Source organism: Parcubacteria group bacterium (genome assembly GCA_041659505.1).
GTDB lineage: Bacteria > Patescibacteriota > Minisyncoccia > Moranbacterales > UBA2206 > UBA9630.
Genome location: JBAZYF010000001.1, coordinates 604088 through 627003, shown reverse-complemented (window position 1 = coordinate 627003; position 22916 = coordinate 604088). Strand labels below are relative to the sequence as shown.

At 43.7% G+C, this 22916-nt stretch carries 22 protein-coding genes; 1 reads left to right on the top strand and 21 read right to left on the bottom strand.

Annotation, left to right across the window (positions count from 1 at the left end; translation table 11 throughout):
• Positions 1-208: 208 nt before the first annotated feature.
• From WC848_02875 to WC848_02785, 19 genes are all read right to left on the bottom strand, one after another.
• Positions 209-2026, bottom strand: coding sequence for a VWA domain-containing protein (locus WC848_02875; protein MFA5961598.1), 1818 nt, complete (start codon positions 2024-2026; stop codon positions 209-211).
• 20 nt (positions 2027-2046) lie between these two features.
• Complete coding sequence (locus WC848_02870; GenBank protein ID MFA5961597.1) at positions 2047-2823, bottom strand: hypothetical protein; 777 nt, start codon at positions 2821-2823, stop codon at positions 2047-2049.
• 192 nt (positions 2824-3015) lie between these two features.
• A complete protein-coding gene (locus WC848_02865; protein MFA5961596.1) occupies positions 3016-4242 on the bottom strand; it encodes a hypothetical protein in 1227 nt (408 codons plus the stop codon).
• 220 nt (positions 4243-4462) lie between these two features.
• The gene (locus WC848_02860) at positions 4463-5602 is read right to left on the bottom strand and encodes a glutathionylspermidine synthase family protein (protein MFA5961595.1); all 1140 of its coding nucleotides are present in this window, start codon (positions 5600-5602) and stop codon (positions 4463-4465) included.
• A gap of 23 nt (positions 5603-5625) precedes the next feature.
• Positions 5626-6063: a hypothetical protein gene (locus tag WC848_02855; protein MFA5961594.1), complete on the bottom strand. Its 438-nt coding sequence runs from the start codon at positions 6061-6063 to the stop codon at positions 5626-5628.
• 19 nt (positions 6064-6082) lie between these two features.
• Positions 6083-6952 (bottom strand): DUF350 domain-containing protein, encoded by an 870-nt coding sequence (locus WC848_02850; protein ID MFA5961593.1) that lies wholly within the window; start codon positions 6950-6952, stop codon positions 6083-6085.
• Between the two features lie 350 nt (positions 6953-7302).
• On the bottom strand, positions 7303-7758 hold the full coding sequence (locus WC848_02845) for a hypothetical protein (protein MFA5961592.1): 456 nt from the start codon (positions 7756-7758) through the stop codon (positions 7303-7305).
• A 212-nt stretch (positions 7759-7970) separates the two neighbouring features.
• Entirely contained in the window at positions 7971-8687 is a 717-nt protein-coding gene (locus WC848_02840; GenBank protein ID MFA5961591.1) for a hypothetical protein, read from the bottom strand.
• Positions 8688-9112: 425 nt separating this feature from the next.
• Positions 9113-9799 (bottom strand): glycosyltransferase family 2 protein, encoded by a 687-nt coding sequence (locus tag WC848_02835; protein MFA5961590.1) that lies wholly within the window; start codon positions 9797-9799, stop codon positions 9113-9115.
• 192 nt (positions 9800-9991) lie between these two features.
• Positions 9992-11599, bottom strand: coding sequence for a hypothetical protein (locus WC848_02830; GenBank protein MFA5961589.1), 1608 nt, complete (start codon positions 11597-11599; stop codon positions 9992-9994).
• Between the two features lie 206 nt (positions 11600-11805).
• Positions 11806-13137 (bottom strand): hypothetical protein, encoded by a 1332-nt coding sequence (locus WC848_02825; GenBank protein ID MFA5961588.1) that lies wholly within the window; start codon positions 13135-13137, stop codon positions 11806-11808.
• A gap of 241 nt (positions 13138-13378) precedes the next feature.
• The gene (locus WC848_02820; GenBank protein ID MFA5961587.1) at positions 13379-13906 is read right to left on the bottom strand and encodes a hypothetical protein; all 528 of its coding nucleotides are present in this window, start codon (positions 13904-13906) and stop codon (positions 13379-13381) included.
• A gap of 203 nt (positions 13907-14109) precedes the next feature.
• Complete coding sequence (locus tag WC848_02815; protein MFA5961586.1) at positions 14110-14709, bottom strand: thermonuclease family protein; 600 nt, start codon at positions 14707-14709, stop codon at positions 14110-14112.
• A gap of 298 nt (positions 14710-15007) precedes the next feature.
• The gene (locus WC848_02810) at positions 15008-15895 is read right to left on the bottom strand and encodes an antA/AntB antirepressor family protein (GenBank protein ID MFA5961585.1); all 888 of its coding nucleotides are present in this window, start codon (positions 15893-15895) and stop codon (positions 15008-15010) included.
• A 166-nt stretch (positions 15896-16061) separates the two neighbouring features.
• The gene (gene fusA, locus WC848_02805) at positions 16062-18146 is read right to left on the bottom strand and encodes an elongation factor G (GenBank protein MFA5961584.1); all 2085 of its coding nucleotides are present in this window, start codon (positions 18144-18146) and stop codon (positions 16062-16064) included.
• Between the two features lie 128 nt (positions 18147-18274).
• Positions 18275-18742 carry a 30S ribosomal protein S7 gene (gene rpsG / locus WC848_02800; protein ID MFA5961583.1) on the bottom strand — a complete coding sequence of 156 codons (468 nt, stop codon included), beginning with the start codon at positions 18740-18742 and terminating at the stop codon, positions 18275-18277.
• Positions 18743-18768: 26 nt separating this feature from the next.
• Positions 18769-19188: a 30S ribosomal protein S12 gene (gene rpsL / locus WC848_02795; GenBank protein MFA5961582.1), complete on the bottom strand. Its 420-nt coding sequence runs from the start codon at positions 19186-19188 to the stop codon at positions 18769-18771.
• 322 nt (positions 19189-19510) lie between these two features.
• Entirely contained in the window at positions 19511-19816 is a 306-nt protein-coding gene (locus WC848_02790; GenBank protein ID MFA5961581.1) for a hypothetical protein, read from the bottom strand.
• Positions 19817-19976: 160 nt separating this feature from the next.
• The gene (locus tag WC848_02785; protein MFA5961580.1) at positions 19977-20666 is read right to left on the bottom strand and encodes a site-2 protease family protein; all 690 of its coding nucleotides are present in this window, start codon (positions 20664-20666) and stop codon (positions 19977-19979) included.
• A 76-nt stretch (positions 20667-20742) separates the two neighbouring features.
• Between WC848_02785 and rpmB the strand changes: the two genes are divergently transcribed.
• Positions 20743-20916, top strand: coding sequence for a 50S ribosomal protein L28 (gene rpmB / locus WC848_02780; GenBank protein MFA5961579.1), 174 nt, complete (start codon positions 20743-20745; stop codon positions 20914-20916).
• 111 nt (positions 20917-21027) lie between these two features.
• Here the strand turns inward: rpmB and WC848_02775 are convergent, their stop codons facing one another.
• Positions 21028-21645 (bottom strand): nucleoside-diphosphate kinase, encoded by a 618-nt coding sequence (locus WC848_02775; GenBank protein MFA5961578.1) that lies wholly within the window; start codon positions 21643-21645, stop codon positions 21028-21030.
• Positions 21646-21721: 76 nt separating this feature from the next.
• A complete protein-coding gene (gene recA / locus WC848_02770) occupies positions 21722-22780 on the bottom strand; it encodes a recombinase RecA (GenBank protein MFA5961577.1) in 1059 nt (352 codons plus the stop codon).
• Between the last annotated feature and the right edge of the window lie 136 nt (positions 22781-22916).

Below are 22916 nucleotides of genomic sequence, written 5' to 3'. Positions count from 1 at the left end.
ATTGTTGATATAAATATCGTTGTAATAAAAAGAACTGTTTAATATACTATGGATAACCATTTTTGTCAATATCGCGATTCTCCGCAATCACTATGACTATTTCATTAATGCAAATTCTAGCACGAACAGTGAAAATTTAGAATAGAAAAAAGCGTTTCGGAGCCCGAAACGCTTTCGTTTGCTTGTTAGCCTTTATGCTAAGTGCTGCTTAATAATAAGTCGCAATTTCGGCATAAATTTTCTGCAGTTCCTCAGGCGTTCCCTTGTAGAACTTCCCGTTCCCTTTGGCGGCAATTGTTCGAAGCACCATCTCTTTGGCTTCACCGATGCCGATGGTGAAAATCTGGATCCCGGTCGGATCGCTTTCCATTGGTTGAAGTTGCACTTCAACATCAGTGAGAGAATTCTTACTACTGTTGTCACCGCCATCAGTCAGGACCACGATGCCATAGCGGAATGAATCGCCATGTTTCTTACGCATATCGGTCAGATTTTTGTGAGCTTCCAAAATGGTATCGTAAAGTGCGGTGTTACCACCGGATCCCAAACCTACAATATGTTCACTAATCAGTTTTTCACCGATCAGTTGTTTGGTGCCTTCGATTAGCACGCCATATGACTTTGAGTCAAAAGGCATCCACGCAATAATATCTTCCGGATCCATTTTGTTGACAAATTCAGTGGCTCCTTTTTTTGCGTTATTCAGACTGGAACCGCTCATACTACCGGATTTGTCGAAAATTAGGGCAACGACGGTATGTTTTTTTACTTTGTGCCAAACCTCACCGACCCGGTCAATAACCATCTGATCAGGCAGAGCCAGCTCCACGATCTTTGCATTGGGATTCACCCCCAGTGATGCATCGAAGGGATAAGCCAATTTAACACTGGCATCTGCCGGCCGCAAACCGGCTGCCAAAACTTGTTCCTGTTGCTCTTTCGCCAACAGAAAATCCTGATAAATCTTAGCGGCCTGCGCCTGATCTAGGGTGACCCAGGGAGCACGATCGAGAATGGCAAACGGATGCCCGACCATGACTGCGCCATCTTGCGGATAAACACAGACCAACAGTTCGCGCAAATCTTTTTCAAATTTGTGATTCATCATTATGACGTTTGACTCATATGTGACAACAGCATCCAGATATTCCTGCCCGCCTTTGATCATCTTTTCCAAAAGCCATAGATCGCTCTTGCCAGAATGCACTTTGCTTTTCTCAATGTCTCCAAGAAATTTGGCGGCCGGACTATCCGGCGATATTTCTGAAAATTCCAGACGTTTTTTTCCCGAACCGACTGTGCACATGGCGACTGTCGCCAGTGTACCAGAATTGCTTTCCCCGAAATAGCCATACCCAATCTTGAACTTGCCCCATTCCGGATGGCCATATTTTTCCCAGCCTTTCGGATTATTGGCCAGAGCACGGAATGCCGACCACTTTGCTTCCGCTCCAGCGTCTGGCCAAGCTTTCATCGCAGTTGCTCGCGATTGCCACATAGCAATGACGAGTGGAGTGCGAACGAGAATCGGCGCATCTGCCTTGCTGATCGCACTGCCATTTTGGATCTGCCATTCCTTATTCAATTTGTCCATCCAAGATTCTTCCCCCGGTGAAGCGATCGTTGGTTCGATTTTCTTATTCAGAATATCGTTGACCATCGCGCCCGAACGGTAATCCTTTTTCTTTTCATCAATCGTTTCCTGAATGATGGCCACACGGATCGGCTGACCATTTAACTGATAGACCGCATCGCTTTTGGAAAGCGAGTTGAACTTATCAGTCATCTGATGCAACCAGTCCTCCTTGGTGTTGGAACTGGCGATTGAAATCTGAACGGTTCCCGGAATGACCGGTGGCTTTTTTTCTGTCACATCCTGCTGTTTCGCCGTCTGATCTTGCGGCGCCTGAGCGGCCTTTTGATCTTTTGACATGGAAATATAGGTCACGATTCCCAACATCACGACCAGCGCAATGCCAGCCAAGCCCAACCATACCATACCCGCACCTTGTCCTCTGTTACTCATTGTATTTCCTCCTGTGTATGTTAGTTGTACTGAAATTTTTGAATCACAACAGCCGCCTCACTCTTTCTTCTCTCCACAGCACTCTGTAGTTTTTTCAGCATATCTGAATTTTCTTTCGCGAATGTCGTCGCATTGACTTTGCGCTGACTGGTCCGCGTTTCCAACTGGGCTATCTGCAAGGTCACAGTCTTCAACCGGTCATTGATATCCCCGATCAAGCTTTCTGCTTCTGTCGCATATTCCCCCATAGCGCGGATATTCTCCGCCAATAGCGGATCATTTTTTTCTCGCCGATCCTGACTGTCTGAAACTAACGCCAAGATGCGTCGGGCTTCTCGTACTTGACAGACTGAGTCATGCTGCATCTCAAGCATCTTGATCGCATCATCCAATATCTGCGAAAGGCTTTCTTTCTCCTCGCTCCTCCTGGACAGTTCTAATAGTTTATGAATCGCTTCGCAACCAAGTTCCAATCCCCTCAACAGTTGAGGTCGATAATACAGCTTCTCTTCATCAATCGGAAAATCCTGCCAAACGAGACATTCCAGCGCCGAACGCCGAGTGTCCAGATCATGCATACCCTCTCGATAAATGACATAGCCAGCTAAGAAACAAACAATCAGAAAACCTCCTTCCATCAACGGGAAAAACTGTCCTAATTTTGCCAGCATACTTGCGATACCGATAAGTCCGGAACCGAGCACCACCAAAAAAATCAGCGGTCCTCCTTTTCCTCGCAATACGACATGCCTCGCCACCCCCCTTGCCAATGATCGCGACAATGAATCAATCGTCATTTCTAATCCTCCCTTCCATATATTCTGTTTTTAAGACTACTAAAAACTATTAACGGTCAAATCTATCCTTTGTATCATAGATATTCTTCTTTGTCCAGAAGATAGGATATTCAGTCTGAATAAATAAAAAACGGCCGATGATTTGCATCTAAGCCGTTTTGGATGTTTTGTGAAATTAGTGATTAATTATCCTCATTTTTCATGATCACAAAGCGTTTCTTTGATCGCCAAGGTGGTAGTGGAAAGCGTGCGCTGAAGTTCATCGCGCACATCTTTAGCATCAGCATCGCTCGTTTCCGCTGAAATAACAATTGTTTCCATCGCCTCAAGCGTGGCAGCGATTTCGCCAAGTCCCCGCCCAATAGACAATTGTTTTTTTCGCATCTCTTCAATCGCAGCCTTAGTTATCTTCTTCTCATCAAGCGTTTTTTTGGCGGAAGCATCTCCGCTTTCAATCTCAGTCTGCAAACGGCTGATTTCAGAAGATAGCTCACCAAGATCAACCGAGCTGAGATACACAAAGGCTTTCCAGTACTTCCTGACTAACTCTGCTGCTCTAGCGACATACTGTTCAATAAAAACATGATAAGTTGCGATAATTTCCCCGACCGTTCCGTCATCACTACGATAGCTGAGTAGCCGAGTCGCCCGCTTGATTATGGAGTCTATGTGAGATGATATGCAATGATTAGGAGCAGCGCTATATGCTGTTGCCAGATATTCTAATGCACCATCGCTCTTCTGAGGAACAACGATTTCACTCACTGGTCCGCTAGCCAGTCTATCTTCCATTTTTTCTTTCTCAGAAAAATGAATGAAATCAGTGAAATATACCGCCAATGTTACAACAATCCCAGCCAGTATGACCAGAATACCGAGCAAAACGCCATGGTGCATCAAAACATGAGTCCCAAAAAATCCTGTGACTAGAGGTAACCCTAGTCTGACGACTTTGCTTCGGAGTATTTTCTTCAAAATCTCTCCGCGGCACAATGAAATCATGATTTCATTGTCTGGTTTTCCTGCCACCACTCTCACTGATTCCTCCTTACAGTCGATAAAGAACATTATGATAGCAAAGGCCGCTATACCACACCCGACACACCCAGCCAACGCGCCAGCCCAAGCTCCATAGCCCTGATAAGCTAAAGTTGAGAAAAGCAACACCACGCAAAAAAAAGCAAACACAAATACATTTTCCCGAAGGAATTTTTTCAAGCCATTGCTCAGTTTGAAAATGACAATATCACCTTCTGAACATTTTGAATCTGCCCAAGGAATCGATCCGATTCCGATAAGAGAACCGATTAGTAAAGCAGCATTGCCCATCACAGAACCATAGACCAAAAAAGCAACACCCCAAATAATCCAAGCTATACTCAAAATAATCAATGGCATTAATAGAAACTTGTTTTTCATATACCCCCCTCTCTTTCTATTTGAGCTAAATCGCAACGGTTAGATTCGCACTATTATTTACAATGAAAAGAACGTTTTAATATACTACAGAGAATAGCAGTTGTCAAACTCAAACTATTCGCTAATTTTAGCTTCAAATATCACATTAAAATATACAACGCGGAATATAAAAACGCCCGAGTCTTGCGACCGGGCGCTTATTGTTGCAGCAGCTGCTGCGTTATTCGAACAGGTGAGGAACGAACCGACTGAAATTGTCGGTAATCAATGTCTTGGATTCACGGATTCCGAGTCCGGCAGAATGTCCGCCGATGACCCAGCAACCAAGCACTGGATAATTTCCATCAAAACAGGGAATTTCTGCCAAGCCTTGATAGATATACCCTTCTTCACCGTAGCTACCTGGCGTGTGCGTTTCTTTGTCGCCATCAAAGATTGTGACGTTGGCGCCTTCACGTGATAGCAAAGGCTTGCGCACATACTTGGTCATTTCTCGCGGGCCATCGAAATAGGCCGGCAGAAGATTTTCATGGTTGGGATAGAGTTCCCAAAGGATTGGAAGCAGGCCCTTATTAGAAAGGATCATTTTCCAGATCGGCTCCAGCCACAGCATACCCTTGTAATTTGCCAGCGCCATTGGTCCAAACTGATCACTGACCAGCCATTCCCATGGGTACAATTTGAACAGCGAACCGATGAAGTTGTTTTTCATATCAACAAACCGATTCTGTTCGGCATCAAAACCGATATCTCCCATAAAAATGAGCTCGGCTTCAATTCCAGCTTGTTCAGCGGTATCCTGAAGATATGTCGTAGTAACCAGATCTTCGATATGCTCTGCTACACAAGCCAGATGCAGTTTATTGCTGGGAATAAATTTTCGCAGTCCATTCCAGGTCTCCAGCAATTTTTCGTGGATCGAATTGAACTGATCATACTTGTCGCCAAAAACTTCCTCAAGCCAGAACCATTGGCTGATGCTCGCTTCCTGTAAGCCGGTCGGCGTATCAGCATTGTATTCCAGCATTTTCGGTGGATTGATCCCGTCATAGACGAAATCGAATCGATCATAAAGACTCGGATCTTCTCGACGCCAGGAATCACGGATCACTTCCGCCACTTCCGGAGAAATGCCCAGTTCGGCGAAGCGGTTTTTTTCAATGACGTGCGAAACGGCAGCTAAGCACATTTTGTGTAACTCGTTTGTTGCGTCATCCAAAACATCAATTTGATCAGCGGTGAATTTATAATACGCTCGCTCATCCCAATACAGCCCTTCCTCCGTATGATGAAACAACAAACCTTTTTCCTCAACGCGGAGCTGCCAATCCTTTCTCTGTTCAATCGCAATTCTTTTCACAGAAACCTCCTTTTCATAAAATGTTATCCTCCAAATCCGCCACTATGCGCACTGGCTGAGCCTCCGAAACCACCGCGAGAAACACTTGTGCCAGAACTGGATCCGCCACGGAATGAAGAAGAAAAACCGGAACTCTTCGGCATGGAACTGCTTCCGCCCTTAAGTATGGTTGTCCCACCAGGATTCTTGCTGACTGCTCCTCCCCAGGCCCAATTATGAGAAGGGGCTGAGGGCGCAACATAAGGACCGGAAGGATAATGGCTATTGAACAACATCCAGTTGCCTGGATAGCCGCCATAGCCACGCCGGCGCATCTCTTCTTCATGTGCGCAATCACTGTCGGCCAAGATTTTTCCATCCTTGTCGACACATCGCCGCTGAGTAGACGTACCGTCACTGCACCCGCTCAGTATCAATGCTGTCAGGGCGGAACCGATGATAATCTGTTTTGATTTTTTCATTGGTTTTCTCCTTAACCCATCAAACTGAAAAAGAAATGACGATTGCCACTGCGATTTGCAATGCTGATTCCATCAGCGCCATCGCAACATTGCGTGGTTCATCGGTCAACTTTCCATTTTCAACCCGTGGCATAAAAAATTTATTCACCACAAGTCGATATACAAGAAGCAGCACCAAGCCAAAGCCACAGTAACAGCCAAATGCTCCCAAGCTTGCTCCCCAACCAGTGAAATCGCCGACAAGACTTGCCCTCAAAAGGAAAGAAAAAGAAATAAGAAATCCGCCGACATCAATCGCGGCAGGAACATCACTTTCCTGTTCAATCACTTCAGGCAAATCTCTCGCCCCACTGCTCTGACTGGTCATCCTGTAATACATGGCATAAGCATAATAGACCGCGACCAGCGCCGCCTGTCCCAGAGCAAAAAAAACCATAGACACACCAATATCTCCAATGCCGTTGCCATTGGTAAACGCCCCATTCAAAAACAGGCCACTCCCAACATAACTGCAGAACTCAACGATACCGACAGCGACATTGCCTTTTTTGAGCGCCTCATCATTGTTGACGCTCGATAACATGAAATATTCGTTGACAAAAAAAGCAGCGAACAACGCCGGCACCAGAAAAATTCCACCCAGACACAGATTCCAAACGTCACCGAAGAATCCTCCAGTGTGCGTGGAAAGCGGTCCGACGATTCCGATGGCCAGACCGAGATAAATCCCCGCCTTGCGCAAAGCGATGGCGGTGTTTCCTTCCAGCACCAACGCATCATCATCAAACTTTGTCCGTCGGTTCTCAATACATCTGGCTCCAAACATGAATACCAAGGCGATTGCCGGATACACCATCCACTGACCAAAAATCAACATCAGATCTTTCATTGCAAGCTCCCTCCTAACTTAGAATAGTTTTTGATATTACTACTGAAAATTACAAGTCACTACCACAACAAACGAAATCATTTTTTCCAGGCACCTCCAGTTCCTGAAATAGTTGATATTTCCTCAATATTTTCAAAGTACTTTCCCTATTATCCATCAAATGAATAACATCGGACTCTATCATTTTTCCTGCAAAATGTCAAGTATTAATTTTAAAAAAATAAAGCCAATTCTGGTTACTAGAATTGGCTTGTCTAAATTTGTATTTGGGTTATGCTCGTGTCAGTCTCAACCACAAGCGCATCGCCACGCGCTTGAGCCGCTGCTGTAAATAGGCTGCGTTTGGTGGGTCATGCAAAATCACCATTTGAATCGATTTTGCTATACACTCCCCGCTCATTAGGCTTCATAATAATCATGTAGCCATCAGCCAGTGGTCTGACTACATCTTCTGCCTCCTTTTCTCGAAAAAGACTATCACTGACCGGTTCGCGGACTTTCTGCTTCAGATAGCCAGCAGGATGATATAATATGTTTTCGATTTCATCGATCAAATGTTCATACCGGACTATCGGATTGCCCCGGAATTTTCCTGCCACCAAGTAAGCATCTTCGCGAATAAAGTGCTTCAACTTCGTTTCAACATAAAATTCTTCCTTCAGATTATGCAACTTACAAAGAGTGCTGGCAAAACGCGCTCTTGCCATAGCCACCTGAGCCTTGGTCGGAAACATCTTGTGAAACAAAGAAACTATCCGGGCAATAAAAAACCAAGTCAATACTCCCAACAAAAGCGATCTGACCATTGAGGCCTCCTTAACATTTCTAACTTATTAATGGAATCATCCCACGATACAAAAAACATTTCCCAAAAAACATTCACTTCTCAAAGAACTTGAAACAGTACCAAATAATCCCCAATCTGTCAAGCCAATAAATAAAGCCAATCCTAGCTGGTAGGACTGGCTTTGGCGAAATTTTTTCGAGTCATTCTTCAATTTGACGAATCTAAGGTTTCCTAGTCGTCGTCAGAAGAGCAGCTTGTGTCGGCCTCAGGCGATGATGAATCTGCAGGAGTTTCGGCCGGAGCGTCATCGTGAATTTCGGACGATGCGCCAGAATCAGACTCACTGTGACCAGCTGATTCGAACGGATCGACAATTACAGGTCCATCGTCCAAACTTCCACTGGCACCGCCTCCGCCGAAATCGCCGCCGCCGAATTGATGTTCAGCAGGAGCATTTTGATCAGGCGCAGAATCAGATACCCAGCCAAATACGCCAGGCCTGTCGGATGTCGCGATAATCGCATTGTCATCGTTAGCTCGCGGATAAGACATATCGGATATTAGATCTTCATGGCCGGCGTGCAACATATCCATATTGCCGTCATTGGGGTGTGAGCGCCGTACTGTTGGTTCTTCGTAATACTCCCGAACTGGCACATGGCGATCAGTAAGGAGATAATTCAGTAGTAAAATATCGGTCAAAGTTATGCCGTCGTCCTGGTGAATAACTGTTGTGTCTTGCGGCAATTCCCGATCCATTCTCATCTGATAAAAACGCCTGCTGGCACGATACTTTGTTTTGCGCCTAAAGATCTGATCAACTTTGTCAACATTCCATTGATTGACCATTATGTAAATTTTTCCGGCTGTCGGGTGATCGCAGGCAACTTCCACTGCATCTTCCCGCAAAAGACTGTTATCAACAGGATCATAAACTTTGCGTCTCAAATAGACAAATGGACTTTCCAGTATCGCTTCTACTTCATCAGCGTGCCGGTCATACCATTCAACCGGATCGCTTCCCGCAGAATGCTTTAATAAGCGAACTTCTGCTTCAAGATAATCCTCCCTTTTCGCCTTGACAAAATAGTCATCCTTAAGCTCAAGAAGTTTGTTAAGAGCCGCATCAAACCGCCGCTTTGCATTCTCAAACCTTGTTTTCTCAGACCGTATCCGAGCAATACAAAATATTATCGCGGCAGCAACAATACTAAACAGTACAAACAAAAACACAATTTTTCCCATCACGAACCTCCCTTGTTTCTCTTAATCATTTGTTAAGTATTTCCCGATGAAATACTATTTTCAAAAAAACACTCATTTCTTGAACAACGTGTCAGCATACTACAGAATCCCCACCTTGTCAAATATAATTAAAGACGATTCCTTATGATCACCCAAAGCCCCAAGACTCCATCCCGCCAACCGATTTTTTTGCCTTCTTCGAACTTACGCGGGTTATAACTGATCGCTACTTCTTTGATAGAGTAGCCTTTTTTAAGAAATTTAGTTGTCAACTCTGCTTCGATCTCAAAGCCATTTGATTCCAGTTTTATATCATTTAGACAAACTTTTCGAAAACATTTATAGCACGTGTAGCTATCTGTCAGTTTTGCGCCATAAAGCAGATTGATCGCAACAGTTAGAATTTTTACACCAAGAATGCAAGAGGCATAGCCTCGTCTCTTGGGACTAATATTTCTTGATCCGTAAACCACTTGCGTTTCCGGTTTTTTAAATTCCACCAAAAGATCCACCCAATTCGTCGGATCATATTCCAAATCAGCATCCTGGATGAGAATGATATCTCCAGTCGCGACGGAAAAGCCAGTGCGTAGTGCTCGACCTTTGCCAAAATTTTTCTCGTGCCGCTTGAGAACAAAAGTATATTTCTTTTGTAATTCCATCAACAATTCGTAGCTCCCATCAGTCGAATGGTCGTCGATGACGATCAATTCTTTTTCACAGTCCAATGTCGAAGCGATAGTGACGCGCTCCAAAATAGCTGACAAAGTGTTCAGCTCATTATAGGCCGGGATGATGACGGAGACTTTTTGCATAATTAAAAAAAATTATTAGCGCGCTTTGTTTATATCCCCTTCGCCCTTAGGGAGAAGGTGTCCGAAGGCCGGATGAGGGAGAAGCCTTTCAATAACCACCCCTTCTATTAACAACGCTTTTCTTTTTTATCAACGCCCTTTTCCCTCACCTGTCACGAGTACGTGACATCCTCTCCCTAAGGGCGAGGAGGATTAGGGTGCGCTCGTAATCCTAAAATGATCCTGCGACATCTCAAACCGCGAAATTAAAGCCTCGTTTTGCTCATTTCTTTTGAGAAATATAATCGCGTATTCATCAGCAAAGACCGGCGCCCACTGCGGATCCTTGATTCTTTTCACCAAAAAATCCTGCCCCCAATTGGTCGCGTCATGCGTGGCAAAATAGATCACATTAAAATCATACTGCTCATTCGCTCGTTGCCAAGCTGCGTCGTCATCTTGCATCGGGATGTAAATGTCTTGAAAAAAAGTATCAGGATAAACTTCCGGCCGATTGTCGACAAATACTTTTTCTTGAGGATAAAGATGGAAAATCAAATAACTGCCGATGTCGTAGTTATTAAAAATCGGCCCTTTCAAATTATTCTCTCGGAAAAAAACGGCTGAAGCTTCCTGCGCTTTTTGATCAGCTTGCGCCGTGTTTCCATTCGCTTGCATAAGCTTTCCTTGAGAAAGAAAGCTGAACGTGAAAAAAAACAAACCCGCTAACGCAAAAATCAACGTCTGCACAGTGCCATCTTTGAGATCGATTTTTCTTCCAAACCCATATTTCAAATTATAGGCCAGCGCCGGCAAGGCGAAATAGCCAAACAGTGAAAAGTTGCGCAAAGCGCTCCAGCCCAAAATGCCCACCGTAACGGAAAGTCCCAAAAGCGGCCAGTTGATTTTTTTTCGATTAGTTATGAAAAGCACAACTGTACTTAAAAACAGAACCAGTAAAACTATTTTAACAATAATCAGATTAGGATTGTTAATAAACCCTAAATTAGTCAAAAAACTGACCGACTGATTTTCCAAGACGCGGTAACCGTAATTGCGAAAGATATTTAAGGGATAAATCAATCCCCTGATTCCAAAGGGACTCACAAGGCTCGCGCCAATAGTTAGGACTAAGACTAGAAATAGTATCTTGAATTGTTTCCAGTTTTTTTCCCGCACGGTGTCGAGCAAAAACAGTCCGATAAGCCCGATACCGAAAATGAAGTAGATGTGCAGATTGACCCAAAAAAGAGCAAAAATTGGCAAAAGAAACAGCCAGTCAGTTTTCAACTCGCCTTTCTTATATCTCCAAAGCAAAAGAAAAAAAATCACCGCAAAAAAATAGCTAAACACTTCCGGCCGCACTTCTGTCCGCTCACCGATGAGCGGAATGACTAGCGTGGACGCCAGCACCGCAAGCGGTAGCCCGGCGAATTTTTTGGTCATAAAAAACAGGATGCTAAAAGTAATGAGACTAAGCACAATATAGAGAAATGACAGCCCGGCAATTCCAGCCACTTTCCAGATCAGAAAAAACAGCACGCCCGAGCCCCAATGATGATTGATGAAAGGAATATCCGGATAGGTATAGGAATAGAGGTTGGTATCAGGAATTTTGTACGTAGCAAAAAAATAGCGCCCGTTTTCAATGTGGCGCCCCAAATCAATACTGACCAGATTGACCGGTTGCGCCAGAAACACGCCCAACCAAAAAAGCAAAAACACGAGCACCAATAGTACGCCCGCATTTTTTTCAATTTTCTCTTTCACTCGCATGACCCACGCCCCAAACGGGGAAAATGTTTTTTCCGGTTCTTCCATTTGTGGATTATAGCAAAAAAGGGAGGTTTCAACAAAAAACTAGTTTTCAAATGCAGCAGCAAACTAAAAAATTTTAGAGGCCTCTATAGAAGCCTCTATTGAAGTGGCTGACTATAATTTCAACCTGGAAATGAAAACTCGGCTTCCAGGGCATTACCCAGAAACCGAGCTAAAAAAAATCCACAATATACTCTCATTGAAAACACCTAAACCGTTTTGTTTAAAAACGTTTGACCGATTGCCAGAGCTTCTTCGAGAGTAGTGTTCATCGCTACCGCAATCTCCCTCGCTTTTGCAACTGATATCCCAGATTTTCCCGGATACTTTTTGGGATATTTCAAGTAATGCCAAGAGGCAACGTTATATCCGACTTTTTTCGCAAACTTTTCTTTCGTCGGCTTACCACCATTGGCTTTTTCCTTAATATTCCAGCAGTAATAGGCGTCGGATAAAAAGGCTAAAAAAGCTTGTGCAATATTCGTGTCTTCCTTTAAATTTTTCATGCCGGAAAAAACTGAAATCGATTCTGCCAATTCAGATTTTTCAGAAACTGAAGTTTGTTTTCTTAGAACAAAAACCTGATCTTCTTGACCTTTCACTGCTCTGCGCCGCAAGGCCTCTCGGGCAATATTAGCCAGAATTGCCATAGGGATTTTGTCATGCACCCCTCTCAATGTTCTAATAGTGCAAGCGAGTTCCCATGGATTGCCAGGAACATATCCTTGAAAATTGGACGAGAGAAGATTATACGCGATTTTGATGATTACCTCACTTTCCTTGTCATCAGGGATATGCGAACCATCAGGATAAACATAAATTCTGGGGTTTAGTTCCGCCAGATATGTTTTCAGTGCGACCAATCCCTGCTCCCTGAATTCCTTAAAGCAGTTGCCACACATCCATCGATTGGATTCCTTTTGCCCTCTACAAACCGAGCAAGATACTCTTTCGTATATTGATCCATGAGCTAAAGTCAATGCGATGTCATGCCAGATTTTCATTCCGGGCATAATTTCAATTTGCCTGTCTGGCAGGAAAGCCACATCTTCAGGTGCGCTGTTTTCATCGACCGACACCACAACCACTGGTTCCGCGTTCACAGCCACTGTTTCGTTAATTTGCACGTCCGCGTTCCGAATTTCCGGAAGTTTTTCTTCCGAGACTTTAGCTTCAATAATTCGTTCTTCTGGGACAGGCAAATCATCAATAGGCATCAGAATTTTTTTCACTTTCTTCTGGTTGTGTCCATTCCGCTTGCCCCAAAGCAGAGAAAGATTTTTGCCGACATACAAAAACCAAAGGTAACGCTCATCGATACCCACCTTCTTCCGTCCAACTTCCGCCATGACCAATGCAGTTCCCCTGGATCCATAAATTCCAAGGCAGCGCATACAAACAATTCCCCAGCCTTTTGGTTCTCCACACAAAGGGCAGATGTCTTGTTTTTTGAGGCCATAAAAAGCCATAAGCTCCACAACATCCCAACGCTTAATAGTCGGGATGGCCTGCTCTAACTCCGAAACTCGCTCCAAAGTCATAAGAAGCCTCCTTTCAAATAATAACGTGATTAGAATTTTGTATATTTGAAGTTATTGCATGTTTGGAAAGTACTGGTTATTAACTCTACTACAAGAAAATCCTTTGCGCAACCTGACGCCTATTTGCGCATTGCAGCAGAATAATTTCTAACTCCAGCTAAAATTATAAAAGCGATAGAAGATAAGCCTATCTTCTATCGCTTTTGTTGAATGTTTTGGCAATTTTCTCCGGACTCAGACGTCAAATTGAATCATGATCAAAATCGACGTACGAGCACGGGATAATTTCATGGACGAGCCCATAAAACAAAGCTTCTCGGGCATTCATCTGGCATCCGTCTCCAAGCATCAATTCGCGAACACGACCATATGAAAGCTTGGTCTGTCTCGCTAGTATTTGCCCAGTGAGCTCGTTCGCCCTCCGAAGGAGATCCAATCGCCGTAGTAAATGACCACTTTGCTGATACTTGTAGGTGAGTTTTTCAATCTCCACCGCAAGCTCCGCCTCGGATTCTCGGATCAGGCGACCATCACTTTCATAAGACGCCTCATGGAAAAAGAACACTGAATCAGAAAAGGCTAACCGATTAGCTCCGCACAAAAAAATATCCAGCGCTGCTGACCTGATACTGTAGCCACCGATTGTGGTAATTTTTCTTGGCATGAGCCGTTGGACTCCCAGTTCAGCAACAATACTCTGTCCTCCGTTAGAAGAAACAAACAGATTCGAGAACCCATTACATTGAATGCTCTCGAGTGTATCGATCATTCTTTTACGATACAACTTTTCCACATAAAGAAACTCGGTATTAATCAAAGTGTAAAACATGCCGCCTCTCCTTTTGACAAATTGTTTACCGCAACAACTTCAAATGTGAATTCCCTTTTGTTAACTGCAAATTGTTAAGCCACAACATACTTTTTTAGCATTATTTACTGCATTTGTCAAGCATTTGACTTAGATACGAAATTCTACCGACACTTCCCCCACAACCCCCTTTTATTATTCTTCGCCTCCGCTTGCGCTTGAGAAAACTCTGCTTTGAATTTTTCATCCGGCGGAAAGTTATCGGCACGGGCAAAACCATTGCGGACGAGATAGTCGTTTACGAAAATGTCACCGACCCAGACGTAACGAAGCAAGCGCCCGTATTGATCTTTTTCGGACACATCTTTTTCCATCCGGATTTCTTTGCCTTCCAGGAGTCGCTTACTTTCCTCACTCGCTTCTGGCCCGAAACATTGCACCGGTTTTTCCGGAGCGACCGATTCCGGCGCATCGATCCCGATCAGGCGCACAACTTGGCCACTCTCGAGCTTGATCGTGTCGCCATCAATCACCCGCTCGACTTTGGCGGATTCTTCTGCCGACGCCAAAGTTTTGTCGGCAGACGTAGTATTTTTTTCTTTCTCCACCGCCAACTGTTTTTCAAGCTCCGCAATCTGCGCAATCGAGGAATCCTCTGCTTGTTTCACGGCCACTTGATTACTCGCCAAAATGATACACAAAAAAATAACCAAGCTAGTAGCAACCAAAATCCATCGGCGATTATTTTCCCAAATTTGTTTCATTTTTTCCGGCATAGTTTTTTTAGAGGCTTCTATAGAGGCCTCTATGGAAGCCTCTAAAATTTATTAGTTTTAATTATAGCAAAAATGACCGATTTGGAAAAAAAATCCTTCGCCAAATTTGGCGAAGACAAAAAAAGCAAGATCTGCCGTCGGTTCACGCCTCTGACTTGCCTGCCCGCCTCTGGAGGGAATCTTTTATTTCTAATCAGCTCGCGAATAAAAAATAAGCTCTCGATTATGCTATAGCCTAGTAAGAACTGAGTGGTTCAGGTCGGGAGACACTGAACCGACGAGGATTTCACCCTAACAACTTTTGAATATCTTCCTGGCTGAATTCTTTGCGATAATCAATCAACTTCGGATGCTTTATTCGACGCAATTCTTCGTCGTAAGTTGCCATAATATTTCTCGCCCTTTTTTGATAGACCAGCCAATTCCTTTGAGCGGAAAATTCTTGGAAAATTTTTTCAAATTCTTTTTGTGTTAGCATTCTTTTTAATTTTTTAGCTACTTTTTCCACCTCGCCGGAAAGCCCTGTTTCAAAAGCGCCGATAATAAAAATTATTTCTTCATACATATAATTTCTGGTAAAATCTTTTTTGGCGAGATTCAAAAGTTTGCGATATTCCTTGGCTCTTTCCAGAAACAGAAAATTATATAGCATATCTGTGTATGTTCCATAATTTTTCACGGCCACAAAATCCTTAATACAATCCGTGAAATCCCGACGATATTCTTTCGTTTCTTCTCTAGTTTCAAAGAACTGGCTCGCCAACTGATTGATAAATTTGGGATCCATTTTGGCGACTCGCATTACTTTTTTGAAATCACCTTCCACTCGGATAAAATACTTTCTGACCATTTTTCCAATTTCGCTATTTTCCAACATTGCCAATTCTTTGGCCATATCCACCGAGATAACATAATTCCTAGCTAAAACTCTTCCAGTTTTGGGGTCAGTAATTTTTCCTTTAGTTGAGCCATCAAATCCATTGCCAAATTTGGCAATGGACACGAAATAATCCAAATCTTCCACGAAATCATATTTTTCAATTCTATCCCTTATCCAATTAGCAAAGAACTTTCCAACGCCTAACCACCGGTGCAACTCCCTAGCACTAACAAATCTTTTCTTCTCCCCATTAAAATCTTTTTGAATCACTTTTATATTTATTAAATCATTCATTTTTTTCTCAACACGCCGTAGTCCCAAATACGCACCGGGACAAAGGCAGTTTGTTTTTAAATAATTATACTGATATTGTATCATTACTTGAAAATATTGCAAGCCTTAAAGAGCCAAAAAACAACCCCTCTCGGAGTTGTCTTTTGGAAAAGTTGTAAATTTTAAACTATTTTTTGCCTCCTGAAATTTCTTCTGCCACATTCTTTGGCACTTCGGCGTAGTGGGAAAATTCCATCGCATAGTTGGCACGGCCCTGTGACATTGAACGGAGCTGTGTTGCATAACCGAACATCGAGGACAATGGCACTTCTGCGTCAATCACTTTCACGCGCGCATTACCTTCTCCGCGGTCACCCATTTCCTTGATGATGCCCCGCTTAGCATTGATATCACCCACCACATCACCCATAAAGTTTTCTGGGGTGATGGTTTGCACTTTCATGATTGGCTCAAGTAGCATCGGTTTCGCACGCCTACAAGCTTCCTTGAACGCCATCGATCCGGCAATTTTGAAAGCGGCTTCCGAGGAGTCCACTTCATGATATGATCCGTCATAAACTGTCGCTTTGATGTCCACCATTGGGTACCCTGCCACAACTCCCGATTCCATTGCTTCCTTCGCACCTCTTTCGATCGGCGTGATATATTCTTGCGGGATGACTCCACCTTTAATTTCACTAACAAATTCAAATCCCTTGCCTGGCTCTTGCGGTTCGACGCGCATCCAACAATGTCCATATTGTCCGCGACCACCGGATTGTTTGATATATTTACCTTCCGCTTCCGCTTTGACGCGGATCGTTTCCCGATAAGCTACTTGTGGTTGACCGATGTTGGCTTCCACCTTAAATTCGCGTTTCATGCGATCCACAATAATGTCCAGATGCAACTCGCCCATACCGGAAATGATTGTTTGTCCGGTTTCCTCATCTGTACGCACCTTGAACGTTGGATCTTCTTCGGCCAGTTTTCGCAGCGCAAATCCCATCTTCTCTTGATCAGCTTTCGTTTTTGGTTCAATCGCAATCGAGATCACTGGTTCGGGGAAAGTGATTGTTTCCAACAGCACCGGATTTTCAATGTCACACAAAGTGTCGCCAGTGGTCGTATTTTTCATTCCCACCAATGCTCCAATTCCGCCCGCATAAATCTCGGAAATTTCTTCCCGGTGATTAGCATGCATCTGCAAAATTCGTCCAATACGTTCTTTTTCATTCTTAGAAGAATTGAGCACGTATGATCCCGCTTTTAAAACTCCCGAATACACACGGAAAAAAGTCAATTGTCCCACATAGGGATCAGTCGCCACCTTGAAAGCCAACGCGGCAAACGGCGCGTCGTCTTGTTGCTTCACTTCAATTTCGATTGTTTCATCGCGCACATCAGTTGCTTTGATGGCTGGTACGTCGAGCGGAGATGGAAGATAATCGATAACTGCATCCAAAACCAATTGCACTCCCTTATTACGCAATGCTGTTCCAGTAAAGACCGGGACAAGTGTTGTTGCGATTGTCGCACGACGGATGGCCGCTTTCAGTTCTTCCTGTGAAATCTCATCGCCGTTCAAAAATTTTTCCGTCAGCGCATCATCTGTTTCTGAAACTTTTTCCACCATCTTTTCTCGCCATTCCTTTGCTTTGTCCAAAAGTTCAGCCGGGATTTCTCCTTCAATCACTTCAATTCCCATTTCTCCCGCAAAAGTATAGCCTTTCATCTTGATCAGATCCACCACGCCAGCAAAATCACCGCGCTCTCCGATCGGAATTTGCAAAGCCACAGCGTTAGGAGTCAAACGATCCCAGATAGTTCTCAAGGCATAGTAGAAATCGGCGCCTTCTTTGTCGATTTTGTTGATAAAACAAACGCGTGGAACACTATATTTGTCCGCCTGACGCCACACTGTCTCCGATTGAGGCTCCACTCCTTCTTTGCCGTCAAAAACAACCACACCGCCATCCAGCACGCGGAGTGACCGTTCCACTTCCACGGTAAAGTCCACGTGGCCCGGAGTATCAATAATATTCACCTGGCAATCTTTCCAAAAACAAGTGGTCGCCGCTGAAGTGATGGTGATTCCGCGCTCCTGCTCTTGTTCCATCCAGTCCATCGTGGCCGCACCTTCATGCACCTCACCGATTTTGTGCGTGACACCAGTATAAAACAACACGCGCTCGGTCGTCGTTGTTTTTCCCGCATCAATGTGAGCGATAATTCCGATATTACGATACTTTTCGATTGGGTATTTACGCATAGCTAATTTTAAAATTTAAAAATCAAAATTAAAAATTACAGTTTAAAATTCAAAATGATTTTTTAAATATAAAATTTTTTATTTTACATTGTCATTTTCCATTTTGAGATTTGCATTTTCCATTTTTCCTACGCGAAATGAGCAAATGCCTTGTTCGCATCCGCCATTCTATGCACATCGTCTCTCTTTTTCATCGCAGCGCCAGCTTTATTCGAAGCTTCGATCAGTTCATCAGCCAATTTTTCCGCCATCTTTTTGCCTTTTTTGGAAGAAATAGCCGCTTTTAGCCAACGGATGGCTAAAGTTGTGCGTCTTTCGCCCAAAACTGGGACTGGCACCTGATAGTTGGCGCCTCCAACTCTGCGAGATTTTAGTTCAACGAGTGGTGCGACATTTTTCAAGGCTTGTTCAAAGATGTTTAGTCCGCCTTTTTTGGTCTTTTCGTGGATGATATCAAAGGCTTCATAGACGATCCGCTCGGCAGTTGTTCTTTTGCCGTCTTGTAAAATGCTGTTGATAAATTTGCCTACTAAAAGATTATCATATCTCGTGTCAGGCTTAACGTGTTTGTCAAATACTCTTTTTCTTCTTGCCATATGTATAAATTACTAGTTTTTTCTAATTACGATTTAGCCTTTTCCACCTTAGCGCCATATTTACTGCGACCTTGCTTGCGATTGGCCACGCCGGCGCTGTCCAAGACTCCCCGCACGATATGATAACGCACGCCCGGGAGATCTTTCACGCGACCACCGCGGAGCATCACAATGGAGTGCTCTTGCAAGTTGTGTCCGATGCCCGGGATATAAGCCGTCACTTCCATTCCATTGGTGAGACGCACTCTGGCAATTTTTCGCAGAGCCGAGTTCGGTTTCTTTGGGGTGGTTGTGCTGACTTTGAGGCAGACTCCTCGTTTGAACGAGCTGTTCGTGAGAACGGGCTTGTTTTTCAAAGTATTAAAAACATGCTTAAAAGCAGGTGTTTTAGACTTGCTCTTGACCGACGAGCGGGATTTTCGCTTCAGTTGATTGATTGTTGGCATCTGTTCTTCTCTACGAATTACCTGCCCGCAATGCTACGCGATAGCGTTGCAGGCGGGCGAATTTATGAAATGTACAAATCTAGCTCAGCTAAAGCTCAATTTAGCGCATTGTCATTAATTTCGCGGCTCGTAATAAAATAATTTGATTTAAATATCTAGTGCTTATTATCCTCGCAACTCCTAGTGAGTATAATAAAAAAACTGCCAGTTGTCTAGCAGAGTAAGCATAAAGGAAAGTAGTGGATATGTCAAATTTTTTAGGGTAATCGCTGGTGTATTGCACCAGCGATTAATTGAAAAAAACGCAGAACATCAAAAAAAGCTACCTGCATCTAGAGCCAAAATCGCGCATAAATTTATCCGCAAGCAGTTTCGAAACTTCACGACGATACTTGGCACCATCTTCTTCCATTTTACTCCTTAGCCAAGAAATCATTTCTTCACATTCGGCCAGTTTACGGGAAAGATGCGCGCTCTCCTCGCAAACAGCTTCGAGCATATCGGCCAATTGCTCATTCATATTAGCAACTTTTGCCAACTCGTCGCGAAGGTTAATGATAAGCGCTCCTCTCCACGCAAAACCGTCGCGGAGTGTTTTTAACTCTTCCTGCATTTGATCGTCTATCATATTTTCCCTCCTTTTTTATCCAATGCCAATGAACAATCCTCCCCTAATCCGCCAATTTGATTTTACAAACTAACAGTTCTTCTAAAAAATGTCAAACATTTTTATTATTTTTGCAATTTCTTTATCCTACCAAGAGGATCAGTACAATTTGTACCCACCCCTAAATCGCAACCCGCAAAAAGGCATTGATTGCTGTACCCAAAAAGATGCGCAAAGGGGAAGTGAAAAAGAAAATAAAAAACAAAAGGAGCATAAAACCAAATTGTTCGAGCATAGCTTGAGTTTCGATTTTGATGGGAAAAATGGCAAACAAAAGCTTGGAGCCGTCCAATGGTGGAATTGGGATGAGGTTAAAAAAGGCCAAAAAAACATTAATGATTACCACAATGATCAAAAGTTCATAAAAAATGGCGCTGATCGATCCGGCAATTACCCCAGAAACTGTTGACCATTCGTTGAAATGATTGATAATATCTTTCTTGAGGTGCAGAGGAAGCGCAATAAATCGGGCAATGAGCGCGGCCACAAGCGCTACCGCTAAATTTATCCCCGGCCCGGCCATCGCTACCAGCGCTGGTCCCCATTTTTGATTTTTCAAATTGTATGGATTATATGGCACGGGTTTCGCCCAACCAAAAGCAAAGCCAAAAGACAGATACATAAAAAGTGGCGCGATAAATGAGCCGATAAAATCCAAGTGGCTCAAAGGATTGGCCGTCAGCCGTCCGGCATATTTGGCCGTAGTATCCCCCAGCCACAGCGCCATCACGCCATGAAAAACCTCATGGATGATGACCGAGTAAAGCAAAATGATGATATAGAAGACAACGAGGACAATTTCATTAGACATACGAGTTCCCTTGCTAAAATTATATTCCTATGCTACCTTATATCTTGTAATAAATCAACCACTAATACCTAATTTTATGAGTCGAGTATGTGAAGTTTGCGGCCGCGGTTCCGGCACGGGCCACACTGTGAGTCATTCCAATGTCAAAACCTTGCGAAAATTCCAAATCAACTTGCAAAGCAAGAAGATTGATGGCACAAAAACCAGAATCTGCACCCGTTGCATTAAAACTGCCAACAAAGAAAAATAAGCTTTTTTTTGTGAATATCAAAAAATCCTCCTTGCGAAAGCTTGGAGGATTTTTTGTTATTCGCATTTATCCCCTCTCCTTACCAAGGAGAGGGTTAGGGTGAGGTGGATTTTATTCCAAAATCCCATCCAAATTCACATCATAAAGAATTTCATCTTGAATTAAGCGATACTTCAATATTTCATTTTCAGAAAACCAAATTGGAATTTCTTTTTCCGCCTCCTCTGTCAATCCAGAGGCATGAATTAAATTCCTGATACTTCTTTGATCAAAATCTGCCATTTGATAAGTATCCAAAGTAAAATCTCCGCGAATAGTTCCCATATCCGAAGACAATGGCTCCGTTCCTCCGGTTATTTTTCGTACAAGCGCCACAGCCTGATTACCTTCCCAAATCATTGCAACCACCGGTCCAGAGCTAAGATATTTAGCATTGGCTTTCATAATTGCGATACCATTTTCTTTGAATGTAGCAAAGGGAGATTTCAAACCTTTTTTCTCATAAGAAGCAGCTGCTTTTCTGCCCACTTCCTCCAGCCACGCATCCCCGCCCACTTCATAGTAATGTTTTGTGGCCATATCCTCAGTTGGGATGGTCATTTTAAGAGCAATCATTTTGAGTCCCACTTGCTCATAACGCTTGATAATCTCTCCAATTAACGTCCTCTGCACTCCGTCCGGCTTTATAATAACCAGCGTTCTTTCTTTGCTTGGATGTGTTGTGTCCATAATTACTTTTTAAAATTAAAAATTATTAAACTAATTTGTCTTTTAGCAAATTAAAATTCATTGAAAATTTTTCCTCCTATTCCTTATTCGCAATCTCCTCCAATTCTGCCACTTTTTTCATAATCCCCTTTACGACTTCCGCTTGCATCTTCTGATCAGCTTTCAAAAAGGCCTTAGCCGGTTCGCGACCGACGCCCAATTTCACTTCGCCAAAAGAATAGGAATTGCCTTTTTTGGTGATTACTTCATATTTCACACCCGTGTCAAGCACGTCGCCCGCAGCCGAAATCCCTTCATTATACATAATGTCAAATTCAGCTGTGCGGAATGGTGGCGCCACTTTGTTTTTCACAATCTTGACCTTTGTCCGATTGCCTACAATCTCCTCGCCCTTTTTGATCTGCGCCGAACGTCTCACTTCCACCCGCACGGAAGAATAAAATTTCAGCGCGTTTCCACCGGTCGTCGTTTCCGGATTGCCAAATACCACACCAATTTTCATCCGGATCTGGTTGATAAAAATCACGGTGCAATTTGAGCGGGAAATAATCGCTGTTAGTTTCCGCAGGGCCTGTGACATCAAGCGCGCCTGGCGTCCCATATGCTGATCACCCATATCACCTTCAATTTCTGCTTTCGGCACCAGCGCCGCCACACTGTCCACGACAATCATATTGATCGCTCCCGAATTGACCAAGGCGTCCACAATGTCCAGCGCTTGCTCACCATTGTCCGGCTGAGAAATCAAAAGATCATTAATGTTTACACCGATCCTGCGCGCATATTCTGGATCGAGTGCATGCTCCGCATCGATAAACGCCGCCACTCCGCCGGCTTTTTGGGTGTTGGCAATAATATGCAAAGTCAAAGTGGTTTTTCCGGAAGATTCCGGCCCATAGACTTCCACCACGCGACCGCGCGGAATTCCACCAATGCCCAAGGCTAGATCCAATGAAATCGAACCGGTCGGAATCGAGGCTACATCGACGTGTTTAATATCCCCCAATTTCATAATCACACCTTCCCCAAATTTCTCCCGAATTTCCGAAACAACATTGTCCACCCCTTTTTCTTGCTCTTTGCCTGCCTGTCCGGTAGGTAGGTTTTTCCCCTCCTTTTTTTCTTCGTCTTTCATAATGGTTTTTTATTAATATTATTAATTGCTTGCACCATGCATTACCTAAAAATATATTTATATCCCCTTCGCCCTTAGGGAGAAGGTGGCCGAAGGCCGGATGAGGGAAAGGGCGTTACAGTGAGATAAAACTAAA

Bases quoted from the DNA above. Each gene is read 5' to 3' on its own strand.
- rpmB (MFA5961579.1), top strand. From the start codon at position 20,743: ATGAGTCGAGTATGTGAAGTTTGCGGCCGCGGTTCCGGCACGGGCCAC.
- WC848_02845 (MFA5961592.1), bottom strand. From the start codon at position 7,758: ATGGTCAGATCGCTTTTGTTGGGAGTATTGACTTGGTTTTTTATTGCC.
- WC848_02810 (MFA5961585.1), bottom strand. From the start codon at position 15,895: ATGAATGATTTAATAAATATAAAAGTGATTCAAAAAGATTTTAATGGG.
- WC848_02820 (MFA5961587.1), bottom strand. From the start codon at position 13,906: ATGATCGATACACTCGAGAGCATTCAATGTAATGGGTTCTCGAATCTG.
- WC848_02790 (MFA5961581.1), bottom strand. From the start codon at position 19,816: ATGATAGACGATCAAATGCAGGAAGAGTTAAAAACACTCCGCGACGGT.
- rpsL (MFA5961582.1), bottom strand. From the start codon at position 19,188: ATGCCAACAATCAATCAACTGAAGCGAAAATCCCGCTCGTCGGTCAAG.
- WC848_02875 (MFA5961598.1), bottom strand. From the start codon at position 2,026: ATGAGTAACAGAGGACAAGGTGCGGGTATGGTATGGTTGGGCTTGGCT.
- rpsG (MFA5961583.1), bottom strand. From the start codon at position 18,742: ATGGCAAGAAGAAAAAGAGTATTTGACAAACACGTTAAGCCTGACACG.
- fusA (MFA5961584.1), bottom strand. From the start codon at position 18,146: ATGCGTAAATACCCAATCGAAAAGTATCGTAATATCGGAATTATCGCT.
- WC848_02830 (MFA5961589.1), bottom strand. From the start codon at position 11,599: ATGGAAGAACCGGAAAAAACATTTTCCCCGTTTGGGGCGTGGGTCATG.
- WC848_02870 (MFA5961597.1), bottom strand. From the start codon at position 2,823: ATGACGATTGATTCATTGTCGCGATCATTGGCAAGGGGGGTGGCGAGG.
- WC848_02850 (MFA5961593.1), bottom strand. From the start codon at position 6,952: ATGAAAGATCTGATGTTGATTTTTGGTCAGTGGATGGTGTATCCGGCA.
- WC848_02835 (MFA5961590.1), bottom strand. From the start codon at position 9,799: ATGCAAAAAGTCTCCGTCATCATCCCGGCCTATAATGAGCTGAACACT.
- WC848_02815 (MFA5961586.1), bottom strand. From the start codon at position 14,709: ATGAAACAAATTTGGGAAAATAATCGCCGATGGATTTTGGTTGCTACT.
- recA (MFA5961577.1), bottom strand. From the start codon at position 22,780: ATGAAAGACGAAGAAAAAAAGGAGGGGAAAAACCTACCTACCGGACAG.
- WC848_02865 (MFA5961596.1), bottom strand. From the start codon at position 4,242: ATGAAAAACAAGTTTCTATTAATGCCATTGATTATTTTGAGTATAGCT.
- WC848_02855 (MFA5961594.1), bottom strand. From the start codon at position 6,063: ATGAAAAAATCAAAACAGATTATCATCGGTTCCGCCCTGACAGCATTG.
- WC848_02825 (MFA5961588.1), bottom strand. From the start codon at position 13,137: ATGACTTTGGAGCGAGTTTCGGAGTTAGAGCAGGCCATCCCGACTATT.
- WC848_02775 (MFA5961578.1), bottom strand. From the start codon at position 21,645: ATGGACACAACACATCCAAGCAAAGAAAGAACGCTGGTTATTATAAAG.
- WC848_02785 (MFA5961580.1), bottom strand. From the start codon at position 20,666: ATGTCTAATGAAATTGTCCTCGTTGTCTTCTATATCATCATTTTGCTT.